This is a genomic window from Psychroserpens jangbogonensis, assembly GCF_000797465.1.
In the GTDB taxonomy this organism is placed as follows: Bacteria; Bacteroidota; Bacteroidia; order Flavobacteriales; family Flavobacteriaceae; genus Psychroserpens; species Psychroserpens jangbogonensis.
The window spans coordinates 206436-229951 of record NZ_JSWG01000008.1; the positions used below are offsets into that span (position 1 = coordinate 206436).

Below are 23516 nucleotides of genomic sequence, written 5' to 3' on the forward strand. Positions count from 1 at the left end.
ATATTTGGTTTAGATTAGATAGTAGTTCTGCTATAAAACAACATTATGAAACGAGCAATTTTCCCTGGATCTTTTGATCCATTAACCTTAGGTCATTACGATATTATTAAGCGCAGTGTCACGCTCTTTGATGAGATCGTTGTTGCTATTGGTATTAATGCTGATAAAAAATATATGTTTTCTCTTGAAGAACGCAAGCAATTTATTGAAGATGCATTCAAAGATCATAAAAAAGTTAAAGTGGTAACCTATGAAGGTTTAACAATAGATTTCTGCAAAGAAATTGATGCTCAGTTTATTTTAAGAGGTTTAAGAAATCCTGCTGATTTTGAATTTGAAAAGGCAATTGCTCACACCAATAGAAAACTTTCAAAAATTGAAACAGTATTTTTACTAACTGCTTCGAACACCTCTTATATTTCTTCTTCTATCGTGCGAGATGTAATTAGAAATAATGGTGATTATACCAAATTAGTTCCAGATAGTGTCAGAGTTAAATAAGGTTGTTTCTTTTAGCCTTCTGAACAGCTTCAAGTTTATTATGAACCTGAAGTTTTCGATATATGTTTTCGATATGTTTTCTTACAGTTCCTGTTGAAAGTATTAGATTTTCAGCAATTTGAATGTAATTCAAACCTTTACTCAAGTGTTCAAGAACTTCAGTCTCTCGATTGGTCAGTTTTATATCTTCCTTATCTTTTTCATTTTCAATACTCATCGGATTACGGAGTAGTTTCAATGTTTTTAAAGCAATTGAAGGATTCATAGCTGCACCACCATTTAAAGTATCCACAATTCCATCATGAAGATCTTTAGCATTAATTTCCTTTAGTAAATAACCATCGGCTCCAGCTTTTATCGCGTTAAAAATGTTTTCATCATTATCAAAAACGGTGAGCATAATAATTTTGATATGAGGATATTTCTGTTTAACAATTTCGGTAGTTTCTATACCATTGAGAACTGGCATTTCAATATCCATTAAAATTATATCTAAATTGTGATTACCTTCAATTTTAGTTAGTAATTCTGAGCCATTCATTGCTACTATTTTGATGTTAAACTCATCAAAAAACGAAAGCTTTTCCTTGACTGCATTTATTAAAAATGTATTATCGTCTACTATGCCAATTTTAATGCTCATAAGGTTGGGTTTTGAGAATAAAAAGTTACGAAATTTTATACGCATTGCTATACGTCATTTGACGTATTTTCTTTCAGGTCCTGAATTTGTAATTGAATACTAGTTCCATGTTTTACATTAGAAACGATAACAATCTCACCAATAATTTCATGTGCTCGCTTTTTCATATTATTAATTCCATTGCCAAATTGTACATCCTCTAAATCAAAACCTTGCCCATCATCAATCACCTTAACAGTCAATTGATTTTTAGAGTAATTGAAATCTACGGTGATTTTTGTCGCACTCGCATATTTTAATGCATTGTTGATTGCCTCTTGAATGATTCGATACACATTCATGCCTTGAACTGAAGACAACTTGAAGTTTTCAATATCTGAAGTATTTGTATGGTAATCAAACTGAACATTATTGGACGCAAGATCTGCCTTATCAATAAAATTAGAAATCCTAGATTGCAAATCTTCTAAACTAATTGCATTTTTATTCATTGCCCAAATGGTATCCCGTAATTCGTAGATAGTCGTTGATGTAAACTCACTAATACTTTTAAGTTTGTTGGATAGTTTCTCTGGTAGTTGAAATCCGTATTTAAGATTATCTAAAGACGAAATAATAAAGGTAAGTTGTGCTCCAATGTTATCATGCAAATCTCTTGATATTCGCAATCGTTGTTCTTGCAACCTATTTTGAGTTTCTATTTTTATAAGGGCATCTTTAAGCTCATTTTCTTTTTGAAGTTGTCTGTTTTTTAATCGTTGCTGACTGTAAAATAAATACCCTAATAAACCTAAAATTATGGCTAAAACTCCTAAGCCTAAAAGTTGTGTGTTTTTCCCATTTAATTCTAGCTCTTGTTCTGCTATATCAGCACGTTGTGATAAGATTTCCTTTTCTTTCTTTTCAGTTTGATATTCAATTTCTAATTCCGCAATTTTTTCATTTGTTTTAAGACTAAACAGACTATCCCTAAAAACGACTAATTCCTTAAAATAACTAAGTGCGGTTTTAGTTTCATTTTTGGCTTCGTAATACTGTGAATAATTATGAAGCGCAGATTCGATATCTACAGCAATTTTGGAGTTTTGAGCAAAGTACATGGCACTATCAATATATGTTTTGGTACCATTAAGCCTTCCTGCTTCAATTAAAACATTTGCCATGTTATTATAACTGGCCGAAATGCCTGCCATATCGCCTATTGACTTTTCTATAGCTAGTGATTTTCTAAAATACACAAGAGCAGAATCAATTTCACTTAAATAATAATATACAGCACCAACATTATTAACAGATTCAGCAATACCTTTTTTATCATTAAGGGCTTGTTCAATTTCTAAGGAGTATTTAAAATAATCAAGTGCTTTTTCTAACTCTCCATCATTAGCGTAAATGATGGCAATATTATTATACACTTCAGAGATTCCTTTTTTGTTCTCAATACTTTCAAAAATTTCTTTAGCCTTAAGATGATATTCAATGGCTTTGTTATTAATATCATTATAACTGTATACCAATCCAATACTATTGTACGTAGTAGCTATCTCACTTTTCATTTGTTTGGCTTGATAGATATCCAATGCCTTTAAATAGTTTATTAAAGCTTCATCATAGTTAGCCAAATTTCTATTAACTACACCAATATTGTTGTAAGCAGAAGCTTTTAGTACAGAATCATTTGTATTTAATGCTTGGGTAGAAAGGTGCAAAGCTTTCTCAAAATCTCCGAGGTCTCTGTACACTATTCCCAAGTTATTTTTAGATTTCGCAATTTGAAGGTGATCTGTTTTTTCTTCAGATATTTGAAGTGCTTCTTCTAAAACCAACAACGCCCTTTGAGGATCATTTTTATAAAATGACATTGCAGAATCATTCAGTTTCACAGAAGATTGTTGTGCATTTAAAAATGAGTGAGTTGAAACCACTAAAAGCACAAAAAAGATATATTTCATGGTTGGTTTAATTAATAGCGATAAAAAGATACAAATTTTCAACTAAAGCATTTAAACCTTGAGAATAACTTGAGTCCCTTCATTTCTTTCTGAAAGAATAGCTAGTTGTCCACCGATGTGTTTAGCTCGCTTATTCATATTGGTCAAACCACTTCCTTTTTCTGCAGAATCTAATTGAAATCCTTTTCCATTATCAGAAATACTAATTTTTAACTGACTTTTCAATTGTTCGATACTCACCTTAATTTCAGTAGCAGAAGCATGCTTTAAGCTATTATGAATCGCTTCTTGAATAATTCGGTGGATGTTCATACCTTCTATTGAAGACAATGTTTTTTGATGATTAACACTAGAATCAACATCAAATGAAAACTTAATATTATCATCATAGACATCAGCTTTATCTATATAATTAGAGATTCGACATTGTAAATCTTCAAATGAAATCTCATTTTTATTCATTGCCCAAATCGTATCACGTAGTTCATAAATGGTTTCTGAAGTGAACTCACTTATTTTGTTAAGTTTAGATGTGAGTTTTTCATCTTTTATATCAAAGCCATATTTTAAATTATCAATTGATGAAATTATAAAAGTGAGTTGCGCTCCAATATTATCATGTAAATCTCTAGAAATTCTTAAACGTTGTTCTTGCAACCTATTTTGAGTTTCAATTTTTATAAGCGCATCTTTAAGCTCATTTTCCTTTTGAAGTTGCTTATTCTTCAATTTTTGTTGATTGTAGAACAAGTAACCAATTAAGCCTAAAATAAGCGCTAAACCTAACAACCCATAAACCTGATAGTTTTTTTGTTGAATCGTTAATTTTTGTTCAGCCAATTCTGCACGCTGCACTAAAATCTCTCTTTCTTTTTTTTCGGTTTCATACTTTATTTCCAAGTCGGCAACAGCTTGCGCATTTTTTTCTGAAAAAATAGAATCTTTTAAGGCGACGAACTTTCTTGTAAACTCTCTGGCCTTTTTAAAATTCCCCAACATATAATTACTTTCAGCAGTATGTAAATTTAGATCGGCAGAAATAGCCTCTATTTGTGGGAATTTTTCAATTAACTCAAATCCTTTGTTAGAATAAGTTAATGCCGTTTTGGGGTTGTTCAATTGATTATAAAGCGATACCATATTCGCATAAGTAATAACTATTCCTTTTTCGTCTGCTTCAAAACCTTCAGGTCTGTCTAATGCTTTTAAATAGGATTGAAGCGCTAAGTCTAAATCGCCCTTTTCATTGTAAGCATTGGCTAGATTATCCAACAGCTTATAATAATCCATAAGATTATTTGTGCGTTTTGCTACAATGATTCCTTTCTTGTATGTGTCTATGGCCTCATCAACACGTCCTAAGTCTTTTAGATTTATCCCAATATTATTGTAAGAAGCTACTTGATGTGTTTCCAGATTGTGTTTTTTACGAATTTCAAGTGCCTTCTTATGATACTCTAAGGCTTTTTTACTTAGGTTCATCTCCTGGTAGATGAGCCCAATATTATTCAAATAAATATGGCTTTCACGTTCTTTACCTTTGGAGTCGCCTAATTTAAGAGCATCAAAGAAATAACGCAAGGCATCATCAAACTCGCTTCTATTCCAATGAAACATGCCAAGATTATTGATACACATGACTTCAATACTTTTGAAATTATGGTCTCTACTTAGTTTTAAAGCTCTCGAAAAATAATAATTTGCTGAGTCTGACTTTCCAGTAACATCCATGAATATACCATGGGTATTAGTAAGTTCAGTTAATCCAAAATTAAATTCGGCGATATAGGCAAGTTCTTTTCCTTCCTTTATAACTTGAATCGCTTTATCAGTATCATTAAAGATATAACTAAAAGCAATTTTATTAAACATTCTAATCTTTATAGAATCATCTTTTGTTCCACGTGCTACAGTTAATAAGCTATCTAAATTTTGAGAATTAGAAAAGGAAGCGAAGAATACACTAAGAAGAAAAAATAAGGAATGCTTAGATTTCATATAAGGGAATAAAAAAAGCATCAGAATTGATATGCCTTTTGGGACAACAAAATTAGCTGATGCTTTCTTAAAAAATTGATTAATAGCAAGACGAATATATAACATAATAAGAATGACTAATATTTTTTTCGACAAGTTGCAATTAAAAAAGATTAAGCGTAATCCTACAAAAACTGCGCCGAATCATAATCTCAACAACAAGATTTAATTATTACGAATGTAAGTGTAAATAGTCTTATCATTAGCTTTATAATAAAGATAACCATCAAATTCATCTACTTGATATTCTGGTTTTTATCTTTTAAGACATTCTCTTTTTCTACAAGACCTCCATCTTTATTTACTTTTACTAAACCAACACCATCTTCAAATTTCGTTAAAATAAACTGTGAGGTTTGTCTTGCTGAAGTTGCTTTAAATCTTGTAACAAACAACCAGTAGTCTCTCTTCAATAATTGCAATGTCGTTGATTTTAGATTCCAAGTCATAATTATGACCTGGAATTTCTGATTTTTGAGCGAATAGTGAAGTTGCATTCAAAAAGAATGCAACCATCACTAAGCTCTTAAATTAATAACGTTTTCATGTCAATAACTTTTAGTTAACAACTTGCTTGGTTAAGTTGAAAGACCCATCAGATATTACTTTAATTGATTGATCTCCATTAACGTTTTTACCTGAAAAATTGAAATTCCCCTTAACCTTGGTATCCGTTTCTTCAGTAATAACAATTTCTCCAGCAACCATATCATCAAAAGGTGCTTGCCAAACTTCGGTAGTTGAATTTTGTGGATTGTTAAGGTCTACATCAGTTACTGTGTAAGTTGCACCATTGGCAATATTGACTCCGCCTCCAATAGCATAAGTTCCTGGACCAGAATAAACACCCAATATTTGCATTGAAAATGCTTTTCCGCTACTATTAGAAGCGATAATAATTAGGTTTTGCCCATTATTGGCAACTGTTGCTGAAGACGAAATAGCCATAGATTCGTAATTATTACCATCTACTTTTGCAACTAATACTCCGGAACCAGCTCCGGAACCGTCTCCTCCTCCATCTCCTCCGTCATCATCACTAGAACATGATGTAAGAGTTACTGCTGATAATGTCATGACTAAAATCATGAAGTTTTTAAAATGTCTCATTGTTGATTGTTTTTTGAGGTTAATAATGACACAAATTTGCTGTAAAATGGAGAGGTAAACAATACGTCATATGACGTATATTCTTAAAAACAATCTGAAAATCAGCATGTTAAATAAAATTGAAGTGCAATAAAAGCGACTAATTCTATAGTTTTGAAGTACTTTTTAAAATTGAATGTGATTAAATGCCGATTGCAAATCCTTTTGTTTGATCCTCAATTTTTGAAGAAATAATTGATGTGCTTCAGATTTTGGATTAAACGATCTATGTTCTAACCCCTTTTGTATATGTTCAACTTCTTGCATGGTACCATTTGCCTCTTCAGAAACCCAAACCTTATGAAAATGATCCCAAATATAATTGATAGCTAAAGTATTTGGATGAAGCATATCTTCCTTATAAAAACGATAGTCTCGAAGCTCATCTAACATGATTTCATAAGAAGGGAAATAATACAGTTGATTCCGAGGTTCAACTAATTGATGAATCGCAGAAATCAAATGCGACTTGCTTTGCGTGTTTTCCACAAACCCATCTTTAATATGTCTAACTGGCGACACTGTAAATACAATTGAAACTTTAGGGTTTATACTTTTAATTAAACTTACCATGGCTTCAAGGGACTCTGTTATCGCATCAACAGATAATAGCTCTTTTAAAAACTTCTTTTGTGGAACTTTGTGACAGTTAGCCACAAAATTATCGGTTTCTATCAATCGATATGCCCAAGCTGTACCCAATGTAATCACAACATGTGAGGCTTCCTTTAAAAATACTCCAGTCGCTTTAATTTGAGTATTCAACTCATTTATCAAGTCTTCTTTAGATGTTCTACTCAGTTTCGAATGCGCTTCAAAACAATGCCATTGTTCATTATGAAAAAAGATATCGTCTTCTGAATACTGTTTTTCATTAATAGCATTTACTATTAAGTTTTCAATGGCTAAAGGATGAAATAAAATTCCGAAGGGATTAGCAAATTTTTGAAACTTATAATAATTAAACTTTTCAGCTATGTGTTCAGAAAAGCAAGAACCTAACAATCCTATTTTAGAATTATAATCAATTTGATTATGCTGTTGTGTTGCAAGTGGAAGTTTAGTTTGAAGCTCCATAAGGAATTACATGTTATTAAGAAGTTAAAGATAAATAACTCTAAGAAACCTAAAGCTAAAGTTTTAAAATATCTGTTTTTTCTTCTTGAAACACTTTAATCTTTGGCAAAGCTGTAATGGCCAAATTTATATACGCTAAGGCTTCAGATTTATTTCCCTTATGCTTATGTATTTGCGCCAATCTAAAATTAGCCCAAGCCTTTGGAACGCCATCTGCTGCCGAATAATTTTTAATATAGGTTTGTAAACATTGTACTCCCTTATTTAACTGCACATTATATTCTGCTGCTACCTTACCTATTTGATAATGTAATGCATTTCTTTTGTGTTTAACTTGTGCCTTTTCAATATTGGCAATAGCTTTTTCTGGTTGTTCTTGAGTTTCATATAACTTAGTCAGCTTATCAAAACAAGTCAATGATCCTCCAATTTTTATTGCTTTTTTATAAAATCCTTCAGCTAATTCCGGTTCATTATCATATTCATAGATATAACCTTTTGCTAAATAACCATCTACTTTTGAAAGCACTTCTAACTCATCCGCATATTTAAGCGATTTACTTGTGCTTCCACCAATTATACCGGGTAACTGCATATACAATTCTACTAAAGCCCAACGTGTATTAATATGTTTAGAATCTAGTTCTGCTGCTTTTATAAATGCCGATTTTATATCTCCAATGTATGCAACAGCTCTAATCTTACTTATATTTAAAGCTTTCATACCTAAGGCTCCTCCATATTTATAATGATAATTAGCTACATTTGGTTTTAATTCAACCAATTTCTCATATTCATCAATTGCTTCATCCCATTTTTCTTGCTGACCATAAGCATCACCTAGTAATTCAATACCTTCAATATCATTAGGAGACTCAACAAGATATGTTTCCAGAGTTTTTTCTGCATGCACATACTTTTTCTCTTGAAATAATTGCTTTGCATTATCTAGTGAAGATGATTGACTAAAACCGATTAACGGAACTATAAAAAGGAAAATAAATAGATACTTCATATCATATAACTAAACAAATTTCATGCCTAGGGTTTCTTGGTATTATTTTTGATTTTGATAATGCAAAGATAACGTGTTTACACTTAAAATTAATAACTTCACTAAATCAAACGATTCAATGACTCATTTGTTATTTATTAGACGAAGTTTTGAGTTTAAATTGCACGATAATTAAAATTTTATTCATGAAATTAATTACCAACATTTTAATGATCCTATGTTTCGCTAACTTTTCTAACGCTCAATCTGATAATTTTGAAAAATTATGGAAAGATGTTTCAAAATACGAATCTGATGGATTACCAAAATCGGCACTAAAAGTTGTTGAAACTATTTCTGAACGTGCAAAGAACACAAACAATACACCTCAGAAAATAAAAGCATTGCTTCATAAAAGCAAATATATTTTAACTCTTGAAGAAGATGCGCAACTAAAAATAGTTGAAGATTTTAAATCTGAAATATCTAAAAGCAAAACACCCACTAAAAATATTCTAGAGAATATGCTAGCCAATATGTACTGGCAATATTTTCAGCAACATCGCTATCAGTTCTATAATCGCACCAATACTGCTGAAAAAGTAGATCAAGATTTTAGAACATGGGATTTACAAACCTTATTTAATGAGATACAAACCTATTACCAGAATTCTTTACAAAACGGACTCATTCTTCAGCAAACACAGCTATCAGAGTATAAGGACATCATTATTCAACAAAAAGGGTCGAAAGCTTTTCGACCTACTCTTTATGATTTATTAAGTCATAATGCATTGGAGTTCTATAAAACCAATGAGAATAACATCAGTAAACCTGCTTACAAATTTGAGATTGAAAACCCAATGCTATTAGGTCCTACAAAAGCATTTACTGGTGTCGATCTAACATCTAAAGATTCAACTTCGCTACAATTACAAGCACTTAAGATTTATCAAGAATTAATTCAGTTTCATTCAAAAGATAAAGATCCAGCTGCTCTTGTTGATGTAGATATTGAACGATTAAAATATGTTGCTCAGCATGCAACATTTGATAACAAACAAGACCTATTATTAAAAACATTACAATCGTCTAGTGACCAATGGACATCACAATATGCTTCTGGTTTATACGATTATGAAATTGCGTCTATATGGCAACAACAAGGACATCGATATAATGCAAATACGAATCCAGATGTACGTTGGAAATTAAAAGACGCTATCGATTTATGCAAATCTATCATCAATGACTTTCCGAAAAGTAGAGCTTCAGAAAAATGCGAAGCACTTAAATCGCAAATACTATCAAGCCGTTTAGGATTGTCAGCAGAAACTGTTATACCTGTTAACTCCTACTCTAAATTTTTAGTAAACTACACCAATATTGATGCTTTAGATTTTAAAATTTATAAGGTTAGTCTGACTCAAAAAGATGCCTTTGAGAAACTCTACAAACCCATAGAACGCTTGAGTTTCATTAAAAATAAAACGATTACTACAGAATGGGATTCGACACTTAAGAATGAAAGCGATTATCAAAATCACTCGACAGAAATTGTAGTTCCAAAACTAGAAAATGGTCATTACATTATTCTCGCTGAAACCAAAAACAAAAACAACAGTTTTGCTACACAAACACTTCAGGTTACTGATTTTGCTATTGTAGATCGTTCATCAGGCAGAGAAATGATCTACCAAGTTATTGATAGAACTAACGGAAACCCTATAGCTGGTGTTTCTGCAACATTCAATTTTCAGAAAGATTATAATAATAAGTTTTACACGAAAAACCTGACCTCAGATACTCATGGTGAGCTTCGTTCAATGAAGACTTCAGAACGCTATTTCAATTTGAGTATCAAACTCTCAAAGGATAATCAATCTGCTTATTTTAAAGGCTATTACGCTCATAAAGAAAATGACCGAAATAGAAATGATGTAAGCTTTAATTCATTCTTATTCACAGACCGAAGTATCTATAGACCTGGACAAACCGTTTATTTTAAAGCCATTCTTCTTGAAAGTCAAAAAGGCAAATCTAAATCACTTTCTGGTGAAACTATATTTGCAACTTTGCATAATGTCAACGGAGAAAAATTAGCAGAATTAGATTTCACATCTAATGAATATGGATCTGTTGCTGGAGAATTTATCTTGCCAAGCTCTGGTTTAAACGGTCAGCATTATATAGAAATATATACAACTGTAGGTTCTATTAGACAGAATTATTATTTTTCAGTTGAAGAATACAAACGACCAAAGTTTGAAACCAATTTTGAGCCTGTTACTGAAACCTTTAAGGTTAATGATTCCGTTTTAGCAAAAGGAACAGCTTTAGCTTATGCAGGAAGTAATATTACAGATGCAAAAGTTGTGTATCGTGTGGTAAGAAAAGTACAATATCCACGATGGTATTATTGGTATAGACCATGGTTTAATAGTGAGCCTCAAGAAATTTCGCATGGCGAAACAACTACAAATGCAAAAGGTGAATTTGAAATCAAGTTTAAAGCGCTTCCAGATGAGAGTGCAGACAAATCCTCTTTACCTGTTTTTAATTATGAAATTACAGCAGATGTCACTGATCTTAATGGTGAAACAAGAAGTGCGACGACCATTATAAATGTTGGTTATCATACTTTAAACGCTAATATTTCAATAGCAGGACAATTAGACAAAACCAAAAAAGACCATACACTTTCGATTTCTACAAAGAATCTAAATGGTGAATTTGTTCCAGCGGAAGGGAATATCAAAATCTATAAGCTCAAAGCTCCCAATCGCGTTTTGAGAACACGACCTTGGAATGCTCCAGATTATCAGGAAATTCCTTCTGAAGAGTTTAAAACCAAATTTCCTCATGAAGCTTATACTAATGAGCAAAATCCAATCCATTGGAAAAAAGGTAAACTTGTTTTTAAAAATACATTTGATACGGAAAGTTCAAAAGAAATGCCACTTGGGAACATTAAAAAATGGATGTCTGGTCAATATGTAATTCTGCTTGAGAGCAAAGATAAATTTGGTCAAACAGTTACAGATGAAACTAGAACAACTTTGTATAGTGATAGTGATAAAACGGTATCAGATCAACAACTTTTTAGTGTTTCAACAAACAAAAACCAATACTCTGTTGATGATACAGTAGAACTTACACTAGCTTCTGCTGCAGAAAATATCACTGTAACTCTAAGTATTGAAAAGAATAAAGAAATCGTCAATACATTCATTATACCTCTAAACAATAATAAAAAAACGATAGCCATTCCAGTAACTAAAGAAGATGTTGGCGGATTTGCAGTTCATTATAGCTATGCAACATACAATAGCTTTTCTGGGAACGTAGTACAAATTAATGTGCCTTACCCAGAAAGTGATTTAGAAATCGAAACAAGTACGTTTAGAGACAAGCTTCAGCCTGGAACAGACGAAACTTGGAGTTTTAAAATTAAAGGTCCGAAAGGTGAAAAAGTCACTGCCGAAATTTTAGCAAGCATGTACGACATGTCTCTGGATCAATTTAAACCACACTCTTGGAATTTCAATCCAATACAAAAACCAAGATACAACCCAAGATACGGACTTAACGCAAGACAAAGCTTTGGTGTTCGTGGATTTAGAGTGCATAATCAACAAAATAATAATCCCAATTATTTCCAGCAGAAATATGACCAATTGAATTGGTTTGGGTTTTATTTTGGGAGAAGTTATCTGAGATTTAAAGGGCAAGCCTATGATGTAGAAATGATGGAAGATGATGGTGCTTTAGAAGAAATGGTTGTTGTTGGCTATTCATCTAACACTAAAAGTGAAATGACTAGCGCTGAATCTCTTTCTGATAGTGATTACTTATCAAAAGAAGCAAATATCATTGGTGGAAAGAAAACAATAAATGGTTTAGCGAACATGTACATTTATGATGTTCCTAAAGAAGAACCAATAATCGAGAACATCAAAATCCGTAAGAACCTTCAAGAAACTGCTTTTTTCTTTCCGCAATTACAAACTGATAGTGAAGGTCAAGTGAGTTTCAGTTTTACAACTCCAGAAGCATTAACTAAATGGAAACTACAGCTATTAGCACATACTAAAACTATGGAAAGTGCTGTAACTAGTTTAGAATCTGTAACACAAAAAGAATTGATGGTGATACCAAATGCGCCTCGGTTTTTACGTCAAGGTGATGACATTGTAATAAGCACCAAAATCGCTAATTTAACAGAGAATTTATTATTCGGTCAGGCTAAATTAATCTTGGTAGACCCAATCACCAATGAAGACATTACACCAAAACTCTTAATGCTAACAACAGCTTCAAATGAGTCTAAGAAAACATATAAAGATCAAACTGCTAGCTTTTCGGTAGGTGCTAAAGGCAACACGCAAATCATGTGGAAACTTAAAATATCTGATGATATTAATGCCGTACAATATAGAATTTTAGCGACTTCTGGAGATTTTAGTGATGGAGAACAAAACACATTACCAGTTCTTACCAATAGAATGTTAGTTACTGAAACTTTGCCAATGTGGATTAGGAGCAACGAATCTCGAACATTCACACTTGATAAATTGAGTACAAATACTTCAACGACACTCAAACATCATAAGCTAACTTTAGAGATGACATCAAATCCTGCATGGTATGCAGTTCAAGCATTGCCATATTTGATGGAGTATCCTTATGAGTGTAATGAACAAACGTTTAGCCGTTATTATGCCAATGCTTTAGCAAGTCATATTGCGAATAGTAATCCGAAAATTCAAGATGTATTTAACCAATGGAAAAATGCTGATGTTTTGATTTCAAACTTGGAGAAAAACGAAGAATTAAAGTCCATCTTAATCCAAGAGACACCTTGGTTACGAGATGCTCAAAGTGAAACAGAACAGAAAAAGCGTATTGCATTATTATTCGATTTAAACAAAATGAATTACGAATTGGATGCTGCAAAACGTAAACTTAAAAACAATCAAATGGCAAATGGTGCTTGGCCTTGGTTTAAAGGTGGGAAACCAAATCGTTACATCACACAGCACATCATTACAGGTTTCGCACATCTTGAGAATTTAAAAGTAAATGTTGGAGATAATTCAGTAATTAACATGTTGGATAAAGCTATTTCTTACTTAGATTCTGAATTTGTTCAGGAATACAAAGACCTTAAAAACCACAATCCGAAAATTGACTTATCTAAAGATCATTTGACAAATACGCAACTTCAGTTTATGTATTTGAGAAGTTTTCTTCCTGACACTAAAAAGTCTAAAGAAGTCGAAGATATCATGGATTACTATAACGGCCAAATTAAAAATTATTGGCTAAACAAATCATTGTATTCAAAAGGCTTAATGGCTTTGGTTATGCATAGAGATGGTGATGTTATAACAGCTAATAAGATTTTAAAATCATTAGAAGAAAATAGTATTACTTCAGATGAATTGGGCATGTATTGGAAAGAGAACACAAGTTCATGGTATTGGTATCAAGCACCAATTGAAACACAAGCTTTAATTATTGAAGCTTTTTCAGAAATTCATCCAAAGGATATTGAAACTGTAGACAATCTAAAAATCTGGTTATTAAAGAACAAGCAAACCAATCAATGGAAAACAACAAAAGCAACTACTGAAGCTGTTTATGCTTTGTTATTGCAAGGTAGTGACTGGTTGAGCGTGACAGAAATGGTTGAAGTGATTATTGGCGGAAAAGAGATTACTCCATCAAAACTAAAAGATGTTGAAGTTGAAGCTGGAACTGGCTATTACAAAACGGCTTGGACAAAGGATGAGATTCAGCCTGCAATGGCTACAATTCAACTTACTAAAAAAGGTGAAGGGATTGCTTGGGGAAGTTTGTATTGGCAATATTTTGAAGACTTAGACAAGATTACTTCAGCAGAAACACCATTAAAACTAAAGAAAAAACTCTTTAAAAAGACAAACACAGATACTGGAGAACAGATTACAGAAATTACTTCTGAGTCTGAATTAAACGTTGGTGATTTGGTACGAGTTCGCATAGAATTACGAAGTGATCGCAATATGGAATTTATCCATATGAAAGATATGAGAGCTTCTGGACTAGAACCAATAAACGTGATGTCGCAATACAAATGGCAAGACGGATTAGGTTATTACGAAAGCACAAAAGATGCATCAACTAACTTCTTTTTTGATTATTTGCCAAAAGGTGTTTATGTATTTGAATACGATTTAAGAGTCAGTAATGCTGGAAACATGAGTAATGGTATTACCACTATCCAGAGCATGTATGCACCCGAATTCAGTAGTCATAGTGAAGGTGTTAGAATATCTGTAGATTCTAATTAACTGTTAGGAAACAAGTTAGAAAACGACCAAATTCAAGATGTAGTGAAAAATCACTATATTATGATACTAACTAATAACTAACATATATGAACTCAAAAGTTTTTTTGGTCTTGAGAATTTTACTCGGACTTTTCGTATTAGTCTTCGGACTTAATAAATTAGTACCTGGAGGTTTTTTACCTATGCCTGAATTAGCAGGTGATGCAGGAGCTTATTTTGGTGCATTAATCAGTACTAAAACATTAACACTAGTTGCAATAGTTGAAGTGATTGCAGGACTTGCACTTATCTCTAATAAATTTGGGGCTCTTCTAACACTTATTTTAATGAGTGTGTCTGTAAATGCTGTGTTATTCCATGCAACTTTAGATCCAGGAGGAATTGGAGGCGCATTGGTTCTATTACTGCTTAATATTGCTGTACTCTACGGATATAAAGACAGTTATAAGTCATTGCTTAGTTAACTCAGCAATTTCAATAAATAAAAAAAGAGGCTTTTAAAGCCTCTTTTTTTATTTAATTCGTTTTGTTATTAATGCCAATTGGCCCATATGATTTGCTTGATGTTCCATCACATGAAACCAAGCCCAGTGATTACTCATATTGCCATTTTTCTTTTTAAACCATTTGTCATCTTTAGTTTTTAGTAACTCCTTTGTTTTCTTCCTAACTTCATCATATATCTCTAAATAAAAAGACAATGGTTTTCCTTTAAATTCTTGTCTGGCTTTTTCACCAAGATTTAGAGCCGTTTCCCACTTTTTAGCTTCTTCTTCATTAAAACTTCTTCCTTCAAAAGTATACACTTGATAATAGGCTTCTGTTGCTGCAAGATGATAAATAATTGCACCTGGACTATTCGCATTTTCATCTAAAAGGAAGTCTGTTCCATCTTGGTCCAAATTAACTACATTTCTCTCCACACGAGATTTTAAGTTATCCAACATAGATATCATTTGCCCAATATCGTTTGAATATCCTTTAGGAACTTTGATGGTGTTCTGTGAAACTATTGTCCAACTGAAGACAAATAGCAGAAGTAATAATGATAGTTTTTTCATGGTTGTTGTTTTAAGTTCAAACTAAAAGTAGAACATTACAAACCATATTATATTGTCATTAACAGGAAGTTAACGCTAAAATCATCTTATTCTATTTCGGGAGGAAACTCTTCAAGAACTTTAGTTACAATAGCCTTAAATTGCGCTTCACGTTTTTCTGGAGAAGCGTTTGGGCTATAGCTAGATTCAGAAACAGCTTGCCAAAACAATCCATTTTTATTTTCATCTACAAACTCAAAAACAATTTGTCGATTCAATTTATTTTGTCCAACTGGAATTCCTATAGAGATTCCTCCACCAACATTTCCACCAGTTCCACCAACGCCAACACCTACATTACTTCGAGATGCTTCTTGATATTCACTACTTTTTATATCTACAAAAAAATCTGGAGTTTCAGACAATGAATACCCATTAGCTTGCAAGGCTTTATCAAGAACTTTTAGTAATCTCTTATTATCCAATTCACTCATTCCAGTGTTTAAATTGGCATAATAATTATAAGTCTTATATGCTTTAAAGTCGGTCGTTTTCTCGTAATCATAATTCACTCGAATTGGCGCACAAGATGTGACGATTACTAACAATAAGAGTATTGATAAATATTTCATGCTTTTTATTTTAAATATAACAAAAATTATTCCGTTTCCTTATTATCAATTGACTTAGTGAGTGCCGAAGAAATAATTCCTGTTGGAATAGCCACAATTCCTAAACCGATCATTAAGATAAAAAATGTAAAGACCTTTCCTCCTACTGTTATTGGATACACATCACCATAACCTACTGTAGTTAGCGTAATAATTGCCCACCAAAGGCTATCAAATATTGAAGTAAAATGTTCTGGCTGCGCTTCGTTTTCAAAATAATAAATACCTACAGCTGCAAAATAGATAAGAATGAGAGTAATAAAAATAAACAATAAAATTTCTTCCTTAGCCGATTTTATAGCTCGAGTAAAATGGTTCATTGCTCTATTGTAACGGACTAATTTTAGGATTCTGAATAATCTTAAAAAACGTAATGCTCTCAATGAACGTAAGTCTATTCCAAATGATAAGTAAAATGGTAGAATAGCTAATAAATCGATGATACCAAAAAAACTAAAAATAAACTTAGGCTTGCTATCTGCCACATAAATTCGCAAAAGATATTCTAACGTAAATACGCTAACACTAAACAATTCTATAGCATTTAGTAACGCTATAGTTTGTGGTTTAAGGTTTGGAATGGTTTCTACCGAAAATGTAACAATAGAAATTAAAATTAAAGCCTGAATAAAAAAAGAGAAATAGCGACTTAGAGTATTTTCATTAATTTCTACAACACTTTTAATTTTCTCTTTCATCATGTAATTGGTTAGTTACTTCAAATTTAACTGTTAACATGTGAAAAATCAAAAGTGTATCACATTAATCATTAAGCATCTTCCAAAGCTTGTCCTTTAATTGTGTAATTCCTTTTTGTGCAATAGAAGAGATAAACATATAATCGACAGGTAAAGTTGTATCTAATTCCTGTTTCATTTCAGCTTCTAACTCGTCATCAAGCATGTCACTTTTTGAAATAGCAATCATCCTTTCCTTATCTAACATTTCTGGATTGTAACGTCTGAGTTCATCTAATAATATATCATATTGTTTACGAATATCTTTAGCATCAGCAGGAATCATAAACAGTAAAATAGAATTACGCTCTATATGACGTAAAAAATAATGACCAAGACCTTTCCCTTCAGCAGCTCCTTCAATAATCCCAGGAATATCTGCCATTACAAAAGTTTGATAGTCACGATACTCTACAATACCTAAATTAGGCTTAAGAGTTGTAAACTCATAATCAGCAATTTTAGGTTTAGCAGCACTTACCACAGATAACAAAGTAGACTTTCCTGCATTAGGAAACCCGACTAAACCAACATCAGCTAGTACCTTAAGTTCTAAAGTAATATATTTCTCTTCTAATTCTTCACCAGGTTGTGCATATCGAGGCGTTTGATTTGTAGAACTTTTAAAATGCCAGTTCCCTAATCCTCCACGACCACCTTGAGCAACGATACTTTCTTCGCCAACTTCTGTGATTTCAAAAAGCACTTCGTCAGTTTCAGTATCTTTTACTACAGTTCCTAAAGGCACATCTATGTACACATCTTCACCATCAGCTCCTGTACTTCTACTCTTGCTCCCATGTGATCCATGACCTGCTCTTGCGTGACGTTTAAATTTGAGATGCAATAAGGTCCATAAATTTTCACTTCCACGAATTATGATATGACCTCCACGACCACCATCTCCTCCATCTGGACCTCCTTTTTCTATATACTTTTCACGATGTAAATGCGAAGAGCCTTGTCCTCCTTTCCCGGAAGATACTTGCACTTTTACGTAGTCAACGAAGTTACCTTCTGTCATAATAATCTATTAAATTTGGACTTTAGTTTGAAAAATACCTGACAGCCACTGGCTGTCCTCCTTTTAATTTCAAATCTTCTGTCATATTCTCTTTTATTATCTAAAATCGTTTAACCGATTAAGTCTAATTATAATTTATCAATTAAAGCATTAAGTCGCACTGTAATATCAGTAATGCTACCAACTCCATCAACACCAAAATATTTATCTTGAGCTGAGTAATAATTTTTTAAAATAGCTGTTTTCTTGTAGTATTCAGTTATTCTATTTCTAATAATGGACTCATCAGCATCATCTTTTCTACCACTAGTTTTTCCACGTTCTAATAGACGTCCAACTAACACTTCATCATCAACTTCTAATGCAATCATTGCATTAATTTGAGAATCTTTAGTATCCATTAATTTATCAAGTGCTTCAGCTTGAGCGTTCGTTCTTGGAAATCCGTCAAAGATGAAACCTTTAGCATCTGCATTTTTCTCAACTTCAGCATTAAGCATATCAATTGTAACCTGATCTGGCACCAACTCTCCCTTATCCATATAGGATTTAGCTAACATCCCTAAAGCCGTTTCATTTTTTATATTGAATCGAAACACATCTCCTGTAGAAATGTGAACAAGGTTGTATTTTTCTTTTAAAAATCCTGCTTGAGTTCCTTTACCTGCACCTGGAGGTCCAAATAGCACTAAATTGGTCATGTGTTGTGTTGTTTTTAATTGATATATTTCTGGTAAATCTCGTCCTAATCCATCATAATCCAATCCATAACCTACTATGAATTTATTTGATATTTCGAGACCTACATAATGTAATTTAAAATCTTTTTTATAAGCTTCAGGCTTGTAAAACAATGTAGCAATTTTAAGCTCGCCCACATTTTCATTCTCAAATATGCGATGAACTTCGACTAGTGTATTTCCAGAATCTATAATATCTTCAAGAATCACCACTTTTCTGCCCGTTAAATCCTGAGTTAATCCGATAAGTCTTTGGATGTCTTCGGAAGATTTGATGCCTTCGTAAGATGCCAACTTGATAAACGTAACCTCACATGGCTTAGGGTATTTTTTTACAAAATCACTTACAAACATGAATGATCCATTTAAAATACCTACAAACACAGGCACTTCGTCTTGAAGATCATGTGCAACTTCATCAACCATTCTCTGTACAGCAGTATCTATTTCTGCTTCAGAAATAAAAGGTTTAAAGTATAAATCGTTGAGCTTTATCACTTGTTTTTGGATTTAAAAAAGCAAAGATAATCAATAGATTGTCGATTACCGATTTTTGAATTCCATTTTTGCAATGGCTTTCTATTTTATAATGTATTTTTGTAACATAAAATTGAAAATATCCGTTTTCACTGTAAATGATTATGAACTATTTTTCTTCAAATTTTAAAATCGGTATTCTTGGTGGAGGTCAATTAGGCAAAATGATGCTGTATACGACCAGAAAGTTTGACATTACAACTCATGTGATGGATTCTAGTGATGAAGCACCTTGTAAAATTGCTTGTGACAAATTCGTCAAAGGGGATTTAATGAATTATGATGATGTGTACAATTTTGGTAAGCAAGTTGACATCCTAACTTTTGAAATTGAAAATGTAAATGTTGATGCTTTAGAAGCTTTGGAAAAAGAAGGAAAAAAAGTTTATCCATCTTCAAAAACGTTGCATACCATTCAGAATAAGGCAACACAAAAATTATTTTATAGAGATCATCAAATTCCAACCTCAGACTTTACCAGGTTTGCTTATTTGTCTGAAATTGAAGATGCGGTTGATAATGGCGGATTAGAATTTCCATTTGTTTGGAAAGCGGCTCAATTTGGTTATGATGGTAATGGTGTAAAAGTTGTTAGACAGCTTTCAGATTTAGATAACTTGCCTAAAGGAGAATGTATTGCCGAAGATTTAATTCCATTTAAAAATGAATTAGCGGTTATCGTTGCACGAAATGAAGCTGGAGAAATCAAAACCTATCCTGTTGTTGAAATGGAATTCCATCCAGAAGCAAACCAAGTAGAATACGTTATTTGTCCAGCACGAATTGAGGATTCTGTTGCAAAGAAAGCTACAGATATCGCTTTAAAAGTATCACAAGCTTTTAATCATGTCGGATTGCTAGCCGTTGAAATGTTTCAAACTGAGGAGGATGAAATTTTAGTGAATGAAGTAGCTCCAAGACCACATAATTCAGGTCACCAAACTATAGAAGCAAGCTACACTTCACAATTTGAGCAACATATACGTGCCATTTTAAATTTACCTTTAGGACAGACCGAAAGTAAAGTTAGTGGTATCATGGTAAATCTAGTTGGCGCTGAAGGTTATACTGGTGATGTAGTTTATGAACATATCGAAGATATTATGAAACTAGATGGTGTTACGCCTCATATTTATGGAAAAAAGCAAACTAGGCCTTTTCGTAAAATGGGACATGTAACCATTGTAAATGAAGATCTAAACGAAGCAAGAAAAATTGCAGAAGTAGTAAAGAATACAATAAAAGTTATAAGTAAATAATTATGGGGAAAGTAGCAATTATTATGGGAAGCAAAAGTGATCTTCCAGTCATGCAAGATGCTATTGACATTTTGAAAGAATTTAAAATCGACGTTGAAGTTGATATTGTTTCAGCGCATAGAACACCAGAAAAAATGTTCGATTTTGGTAAAAACGCACATAAGCGTGGCATAAATGTTATAATAGCTGGAGCTGGAGGCGCAGCACATTTACCAGGTATGGTCGCTTCATTATCACCTTTACCTATTATTGGTGTCCCTGTAAGAAGCAGCAATTCTATAGATGGTTGGGATTCTGTATTATCTATTTTACAAATGCCTGGAGGAGTTCCAGTAGCAACAGTAGCCTTAAATGGAGCAAAAAATGCTGGTATACTAGCAGCCCAAATTATAGGAACTTCAGACCAAACAATTCAAAATACAATAATCGCTTATAAAGAGAGTTTAAAAACAAAAGTGATTGAGTCTTCTAAAGATTTAAAATAAAAAAACCTCGTATAGAAACGAGGTTTTAGAGCTATTAATCAATTATTTGTATAGAGTTGGTTAATTACTCTTAAAATAATTCTTGACAAATGTAAAATATATTTTATCATATTTTCAGAAAGTTATGATAACTAATGAACAAAGTAATTCACAATTTGCATTATTGTAAGATAACTATCACTATTTAAACACTTTTTGTAATAAATTCACAAAACTAAATGACAATTCTAAATACTTCTTTCAAAACACCATATCAAACTGCTCCTTTTTCAAAAATTAAAAATGAAGATTATTTACCAGCATTTTTGCAAGCCATAAAAGAAGCCAAAGCAGAAATTGATGCAATTACGAATAATTCTGAAGCACCAAGTTTTGAAAACACTATTGAAGCCTTGGATTTTTCTGGAGAACGATTAGATAGAATTTCTAGTATCTTCTTTAATCTAAATAGTGCCGAAACTAATGACGAGATTCAAAAGATAGCTCAGGAAGTCTCTCCTTTACTTTCTGAATTCAGTAATGATATTACTTTAAATAAATCACTTTTCAAACGTGTTAAAGTAGTTTACGACACAAAAGACGCTTTAGATTTAACAACAGAACAAAAGACACTTCTCGATAAAAAATATAAAGGTTTTTCTAGAAATGGAGCCAATCTTACTGATGACAAAAAAACACGCTTACGTGAGATTGACAAAAAATCAAGTCAGTTAAAACTTAAGTTTGGAGAAAATGTCCTAGCAGAAACAAATGCATTTGAAATGCATTTAACAAATGAAGAAGATTTGGCTGGACTGCCAGAAGGAGCAAAAGAGGCTGCACAGCAATTGGCTGAAGCGCAAGAAAAAAAGGGTTGGTTAATTACTTTAGATTACCCAAGCTATATTCCATTTATGACGTATGCTACGAATCGTGAATTGAGAAAAAAATTAGCAATAGCGGCAGGAACAAAAGCATTTAAAGGCAATGAACTCGATAATCAAGATAATGTATTACAAATTGCAAAACTGCGTCATGAACGTGCAAATCTTTTAGGCTATAAAACACATGCACATTTTGTTCTCGAAGAACGAATGGCTAAAAAACCTGAAACGGTTCAACACTTTCTAAATGAACTTTTAGAAAAGGCAAAACCTGCAGCTGAACGAGAATTCAAAAATCTAGAAGATTTTGCAAAAGATTCAGATGGGATTGATCAACTTCAAAAATGGGATGGTTCGTATTATTCTGAAAAATTAAAACAAAAATTATTCAGTTTAGATGATGAACAATTAAAACCGTATTTCAAATTAGAAAATGTTATTGATGGCGCATTTACAATTGCAGAACGCTTGTATGACTTAAAATTTGAAGAGATTGACACCATTGACAAGTATCATGAAGACGTTTTAACCTATAAAGTAACTGATTTAAAAGGTAACCTAGTTTCCATTTTTTATGCTGATTTTTTTCCAAGAGCAGGAAAACGAAATGGCGCTTGGATGACAGTTTACAAACCTCAATTCGTAAAGAATGAAGAAAATAGCAGACCTCATATTTCTATTGTTTGCAACTTTACAAAACCAACAAAAAGCAAACCTTCTCTCCTAACCTTCAATGAAGTCACTACTTTATTTCACGAGTTTGGACATGCTCTTCATGGCATCCTAGCTAATACAACGTATCCTAGTTTATCAGGAACAAGTGTGTTTTGGGATTTTGTAGAATTACCAAGTCAGGTATTAGAAAATTGGTGTTATGAAAAAGAAGCTTTAGAATTATTTGCTACGCATTATGAAACTGGAGAACTCATTCCGATGGAACTCATAAAAAAAATAAAGGCTTCAGCGACGTTTCATGAAGGTATGCAAACCTTGAGACAAATCAGTTTCGGACTTTTAGATATGTCATGGCATGGTCAAGACCCAACTTCTATCTCTTCAGTAAAAGCTCATGAAAGCGAAGTTTTCAAAAACACAAAACTCTATCCTGATGTAGCCGAAAACTGTATGAGTACCGCATTTTCACATATTTTTCAAGGTGGATACAGCTCTGGATATTACAGTTACAAATGGGCCGAAGTATTAGATGCAGATGCTTTTGAATACTTTTTAGAAGAAGGTGTCTTTAGTAAAGAAGTAGCAAAAAAATTTAAAGATCATGTCTTATCTCAAGGAGGTATTGAAGATCCAATGACTTTATACAAGCGTTTCAGAGGAAAAGAACCTCAACCAGAAGCCTTGTTGAAACGCGCTGGATTGATATAAAAATCATTTTTAGAAAAGAATCCAAGCTTTGTCCTTGATTTTTTTAATAATAAACTTTCAATAATTATTGAAAGTTTAAAATATTTCAT

Annotated in this window: 18 protein-coding genes; 6 read left to right on the plus strand and 12 right to left on the minus strand. The window is 32.5% G+C overall.

The window, feature by feature from the left end; all coding sequences use genetic code 11:
* Window positions 1-45: 45 nt before the first annotated feature.
* Window positions 46-501: a pantetheine-phosphate adenylyltransferase gene (gene coaD, locus RH81_RS06770; RefSeq protein ID WP_033959219.1), complete on the plus strand. Its 456-nt coding sequence runs from the start codon at window positions 46-48 to the stop codon at window positions 499-501.
* Here coaD and RH81_RS06775 read toward each other — a convergent pair.
* From RH81_RS06775 to RH81_RS06810, 7 genes are all read right to left on the minus strand, one after another.
* Entirely contained in the window at window positions 494-1144 is a 651-nt protein-coding gene (locus RH81_RS06775; protein ID WP_033959221.1) for a response regulator, read from the minus strand. The genes coaD and RH81_RS06775 overlap by 8 nt on opposite strands.
* 47 nt (window positions 1145-1191) lie before the next feature.
* Window positions 1192-3096: an ATP-binding protein gene (locus RH81_RS06780; protein WP_052172454.1), complete on the minus strand. Its 1905-nt coding sequence runs from the start codon at window positions 3094-3096 to the stop codon at window positions 1192-1194.
* A 51-nt stretch (window positions 3097-3147) separates the two neighbouring features.
* Window positions 3148-5094, minus strand: a complete 1947-nt coding sequence (locus tag RH81_RS06785; protein WP_161791975.1) for a tetratricopeptide repeat-containing sensor histidine kinase — start codon at window positions 5092-5094, stop codon at window positions 3148-3150.
* A gap of 275 nt (window positions 5095-5369) precedes the next feature.
* A complete protein-coding gene (locus RH81_RS06790) occupies window positions 5370-5582 on the minus strand; it encodes a hypothetical protein (RefSeq protein ID WP_033959225.1) in 213 nt (70 codons plus the stop codon).
* A gap of 109 nt (window positions 5583-5691) precedes the next feature.
* Window positions 5692-6243: a DUF6252 domain-containing protein gene (locus RH81_RS06795; RefSeq protein ID WP_052172455.1), complete on the minus strand. Its 552-nt coding sequence runs from the start codon at window positions 6241-6243 to the stop codon at window positions 5692-5694.
* Between the two features lie 165 nt (window positions 6244-6408).
* Complete coding sequence (locus tag RH81_RS06805; RefSeq protein ID WP_033959229.1) at window positions 6409-7359, minus strand: GSCFA domain-containing protein; 951 nt, start codon at window positions 7357-7359, stop codon at window positions 6409-6411.
* Window positions 7360-7414: 55 nt separating this feature from the next.
* Window positions 7415-8374 carry a tetratricopeptide repeat protein gene (locus RH81_RS06810; protein ID WP_033959231.1) on the minus strand — a complete coding sequence of 320 codons (960 nt, stop codon included), beginning with the start codon at window positions 8372-8374 and terminating at the stop codon, window positions 7415-7417.
* 185 nt (window positions 8375-8559) lie between these two features.
* On the opposite strand from RH81_RS06810, the gene RH81_RS06815 reads away from it, so the two are divergent.
* Window positions 8560-14688: an alpha-2-macroglobulin family protein gene (locus RH81_RS06815; protein WP_033959232.1), complete on the plus strand. Its 6129-nt coding sequence runs from the start codon at window positions 8560-8562 to the stop codon at window positions 14686-14688.
* Window positions 14689-14774: 86 nt separating this feature from the next.
* Window positions 14775-15152, plus strand: a complete 378-nt coding sequence (locus RH81_RS06820) for a hypothetical protein (RefSeq protein WP_033959233.1) — start codon at window positions 14775-14777, stop codon at window positions 15150-15152.
* Window positions 15153-15200: 48 nt separating this feature from the next.
* Here the strand turns inward: RH81_RS06820 and RH81_RS06825 are convergent, their stop codons facing one another.
* The 5 genes from RH81_RS06825 to RH81_RS16745 all read right to left on the minus strand — a co-directional run bounded on the left by RH81_RS06825 (window position 15201) and on the right by RH81_RS16745 (window position 19398).
* Window positions 15201-15749: a mycothiol transferase gene (locus RH81_RS06825; protein ID WP_033959235.1), complete on the minus strand. Its 549-nt coding sequence runs from the start codon at window positions 15747-15749 to the stop codon at window positions 15201-15203.
* A gap of 86 nt (window positions 15750-15835) precedes the next feature.
* Entirely contained in the window at window positions 15836-16360 is a 525-nt protein-coding gene (locus RH81_RS06830) for a DUF4136 domain-containing protein (RefSeq protein ID WP_033959236.1), read from the minus strand.
* A gap of 26 nt (window positions 16361-16386) precedes the next feature.
* The gene (locus tag RH81_RS06835; protein ID WP_241478965.1) at window positions 16387-17100 is read right to left on the minus strand and encodes an ion transporter; all 714 of its coding nucleotides are present in this window, start codon (window positions 17098-17100) and stop codon (window positions 16387-16389) included.
* 61 nt (window positions 17101-17161) lie between these two features.
* Complete coding sequence (gene obgE, locus RH81_RS06840) at window positions 17162-18160, minus strand: GTPase ObgE (protein WP_033959238.1); 999 nt, start codon at window positions 18158-18160, stop codon at window positions 17162-17164.
* 128 nt (window positions 18161-18288) lie between these two features.
* Complete coding sequence (locus RH81_RS16745; protein WP_081988240.1) at window positions 18289-19398, minus strand: adenylate kinase; 1110 nt, start codon at window positions 19396-19398, stop codon at window positions 18289-18291.
* 143 nt (window positions 19399-19541) lie between these two features.
* Between RH81_RS16745 and RH81_RS06850 the strand changes: the two genes are divergently transcribed.
* The 3 genes from RH81_RS06850 to RH81_RS06860 all read left to right on the plus strand — a co-directional run bounded on the left by RH81_RS06850 (window position 19542) and on the right by RH81_RS06860 (window position 23427).
* Window positions 19542-20696 carry a 5-(carboxyamino)imidazole ribonucleotide synthase gene (locus tag RH81_RS06850; protein WP_033959357.1) on the plus strand — a complete coding sequence of 385 codons (1155 nt, stop codon included), beginning with the start codon at window positions 19542-19544 and terminating at the stop codon, window positions 20694-20696.
* 2 nt (window positions 20697-20698) lie between these two features.
* Window positions 20699-21181: a 5-(carboxyamino)imidazole ribonucleotide mutase gene (purE, locus tag RH81_RS06855; RefSeq protein ID WP_033959239.1), complete on the plus strand. Its 483-nt coding sequence runs from the start codon at window positions 20699-20701 to the stop codon at window positions 21179-21181.
* A gap of 218 nt (window positions 21182-21399) precedes the next feature.
* Window positions 21400-23427 carry a M3 family metallopeptidase gene (locus RH81_RS06860; RefSeq protein ID WP_033959242.1) on the plus strand — a complete coding sequence of 676 codons (2028 nt, stop codon included), beginning with the start codon at window positions 21400-21402 and terminating at the stop codon, window positions 23425-23427.
* Window positions 23428-23516: the final 89 nt, after the last annotated feature.

Excerpts from the sequence above, each read along its gene's own strand:
- RH81_RS06835 (WP_241478965.1), bottom strand. The coding sequence starts at position 17,100 with ATGATGAAAGAGAAAATTAAAAGTGTTGTAGAAATTAATGAAAATACT.
- obgE (WP_033959238.1), bottom strand. The coding sequence starts at position 18,160 with ATGACAGAAGGTAACTTCGTTGACTACGTAAAAGTGCAAGTATCTTCC.
- RH81_RS06850 (WP_033959357.1), top strand. The coding sequence starts at position 19,542 with ATGAACTATTTTTCTTCAAATTTTAAAATCGGTATTCTTGGTGGAGGT.
- RH81_RS06820 (WP_033959233.1), top strand. The coding sequence starts at position 14,775 with ATGAACTCAAAAGTTTTTTTGGTCTTGAGAATTTTACTCGGACTTTTC.
- RH81_RS06825 (WP_033959235.1), bottom strand. The coding sequence starts at position 15,749 with ATGAAAAAACTATCATTATTACTTCTGCTATTTGTCTTCAGTTGGACA.
- RH81_RS06810 (WP_033959231.1), bottom strand. The coding sequence starts at position 8,374 with ATGAAGTATCTATTTATTTTCCTTTTTATAGTTCCGTTAATCGGTTTT.
- RH81_RS06780 (WP_052172454.1), bottom strand. The coding sequence starts at position 3,096 with ATGAAATATATCTTTTTTGTGCTTTTAGTGGTTTCAACTCACTCATTT.
- RH81_RS06830 (WP_033959236.1), bottom strand. The coding sequence starts at position 16,360 with ATGAAATATTTATCAATACTCTTATTGTTAGTAATCGTCACATCTTGT.
- RH81_RS06805 (WP_033959229.1), bottom strand. The coding sequence starts at position 7,359 with ATGGAGCTTCAAACTAAACTTCCACTTGCAACACAACAGCATAATCAA.
- RH81_RS06815 (WP_033959232.1), top strand. The coding sequence starts at position 8,560 with ATGAAATTAATTACCAACATTTTAATGATCCTATGTTTCGCTAACTTT.
- coaD (WP_033959219.1), top strand. The coding sequence starts at position 46 with ATGAAACGAGCAATTTTCCCTGGATCTTTTGATCCATTAACCTTAGGT.
- RH81_RS06790 (WP_033959225.1), bottom strand. The coding sequence starts at position 5,582 with ATGACTTGGAATCTAAAATCAACGACATTGCAATTATTGAAGAGAGAC.
- purE (WP_033959239.1), top strand. The coding sequence starts at position 20,699 with ATGGGGAAAGTAGCAATTATTATGGGAAGCAAAAGTGATCTTCCAGTC.
- RH81_RS06795 (WP_052172455.1), bottom strand. The coding sequence starts at position 6,243 with ATGAGACATTTTAAAAACTTCATGATTTTAGTCATGACATTATCAGCA.
- RH81_RS06775 (WP_033959221.1), bottom strand. The coding sequence starts at position 1,144 with ATGAGCATTAAAATTGGCATAGTAGACGATAATACATTTTTAATAAAT.
- RH81_RS06785 (WP_161791975.1), bottom strand. The coding sequence starts at position 5,094 with ATGAAATCTAAGCATTCCTTATTTTTTCTTCTTAGTGTATTCTTCGCT.
- RH81_RS06860 (WP_033959242.1), top strand. The coding sequence starts at position 21,400 with ATGACAATTCTAAATACTTCTTTCAAAACACCATATCAAACTGCTCCT.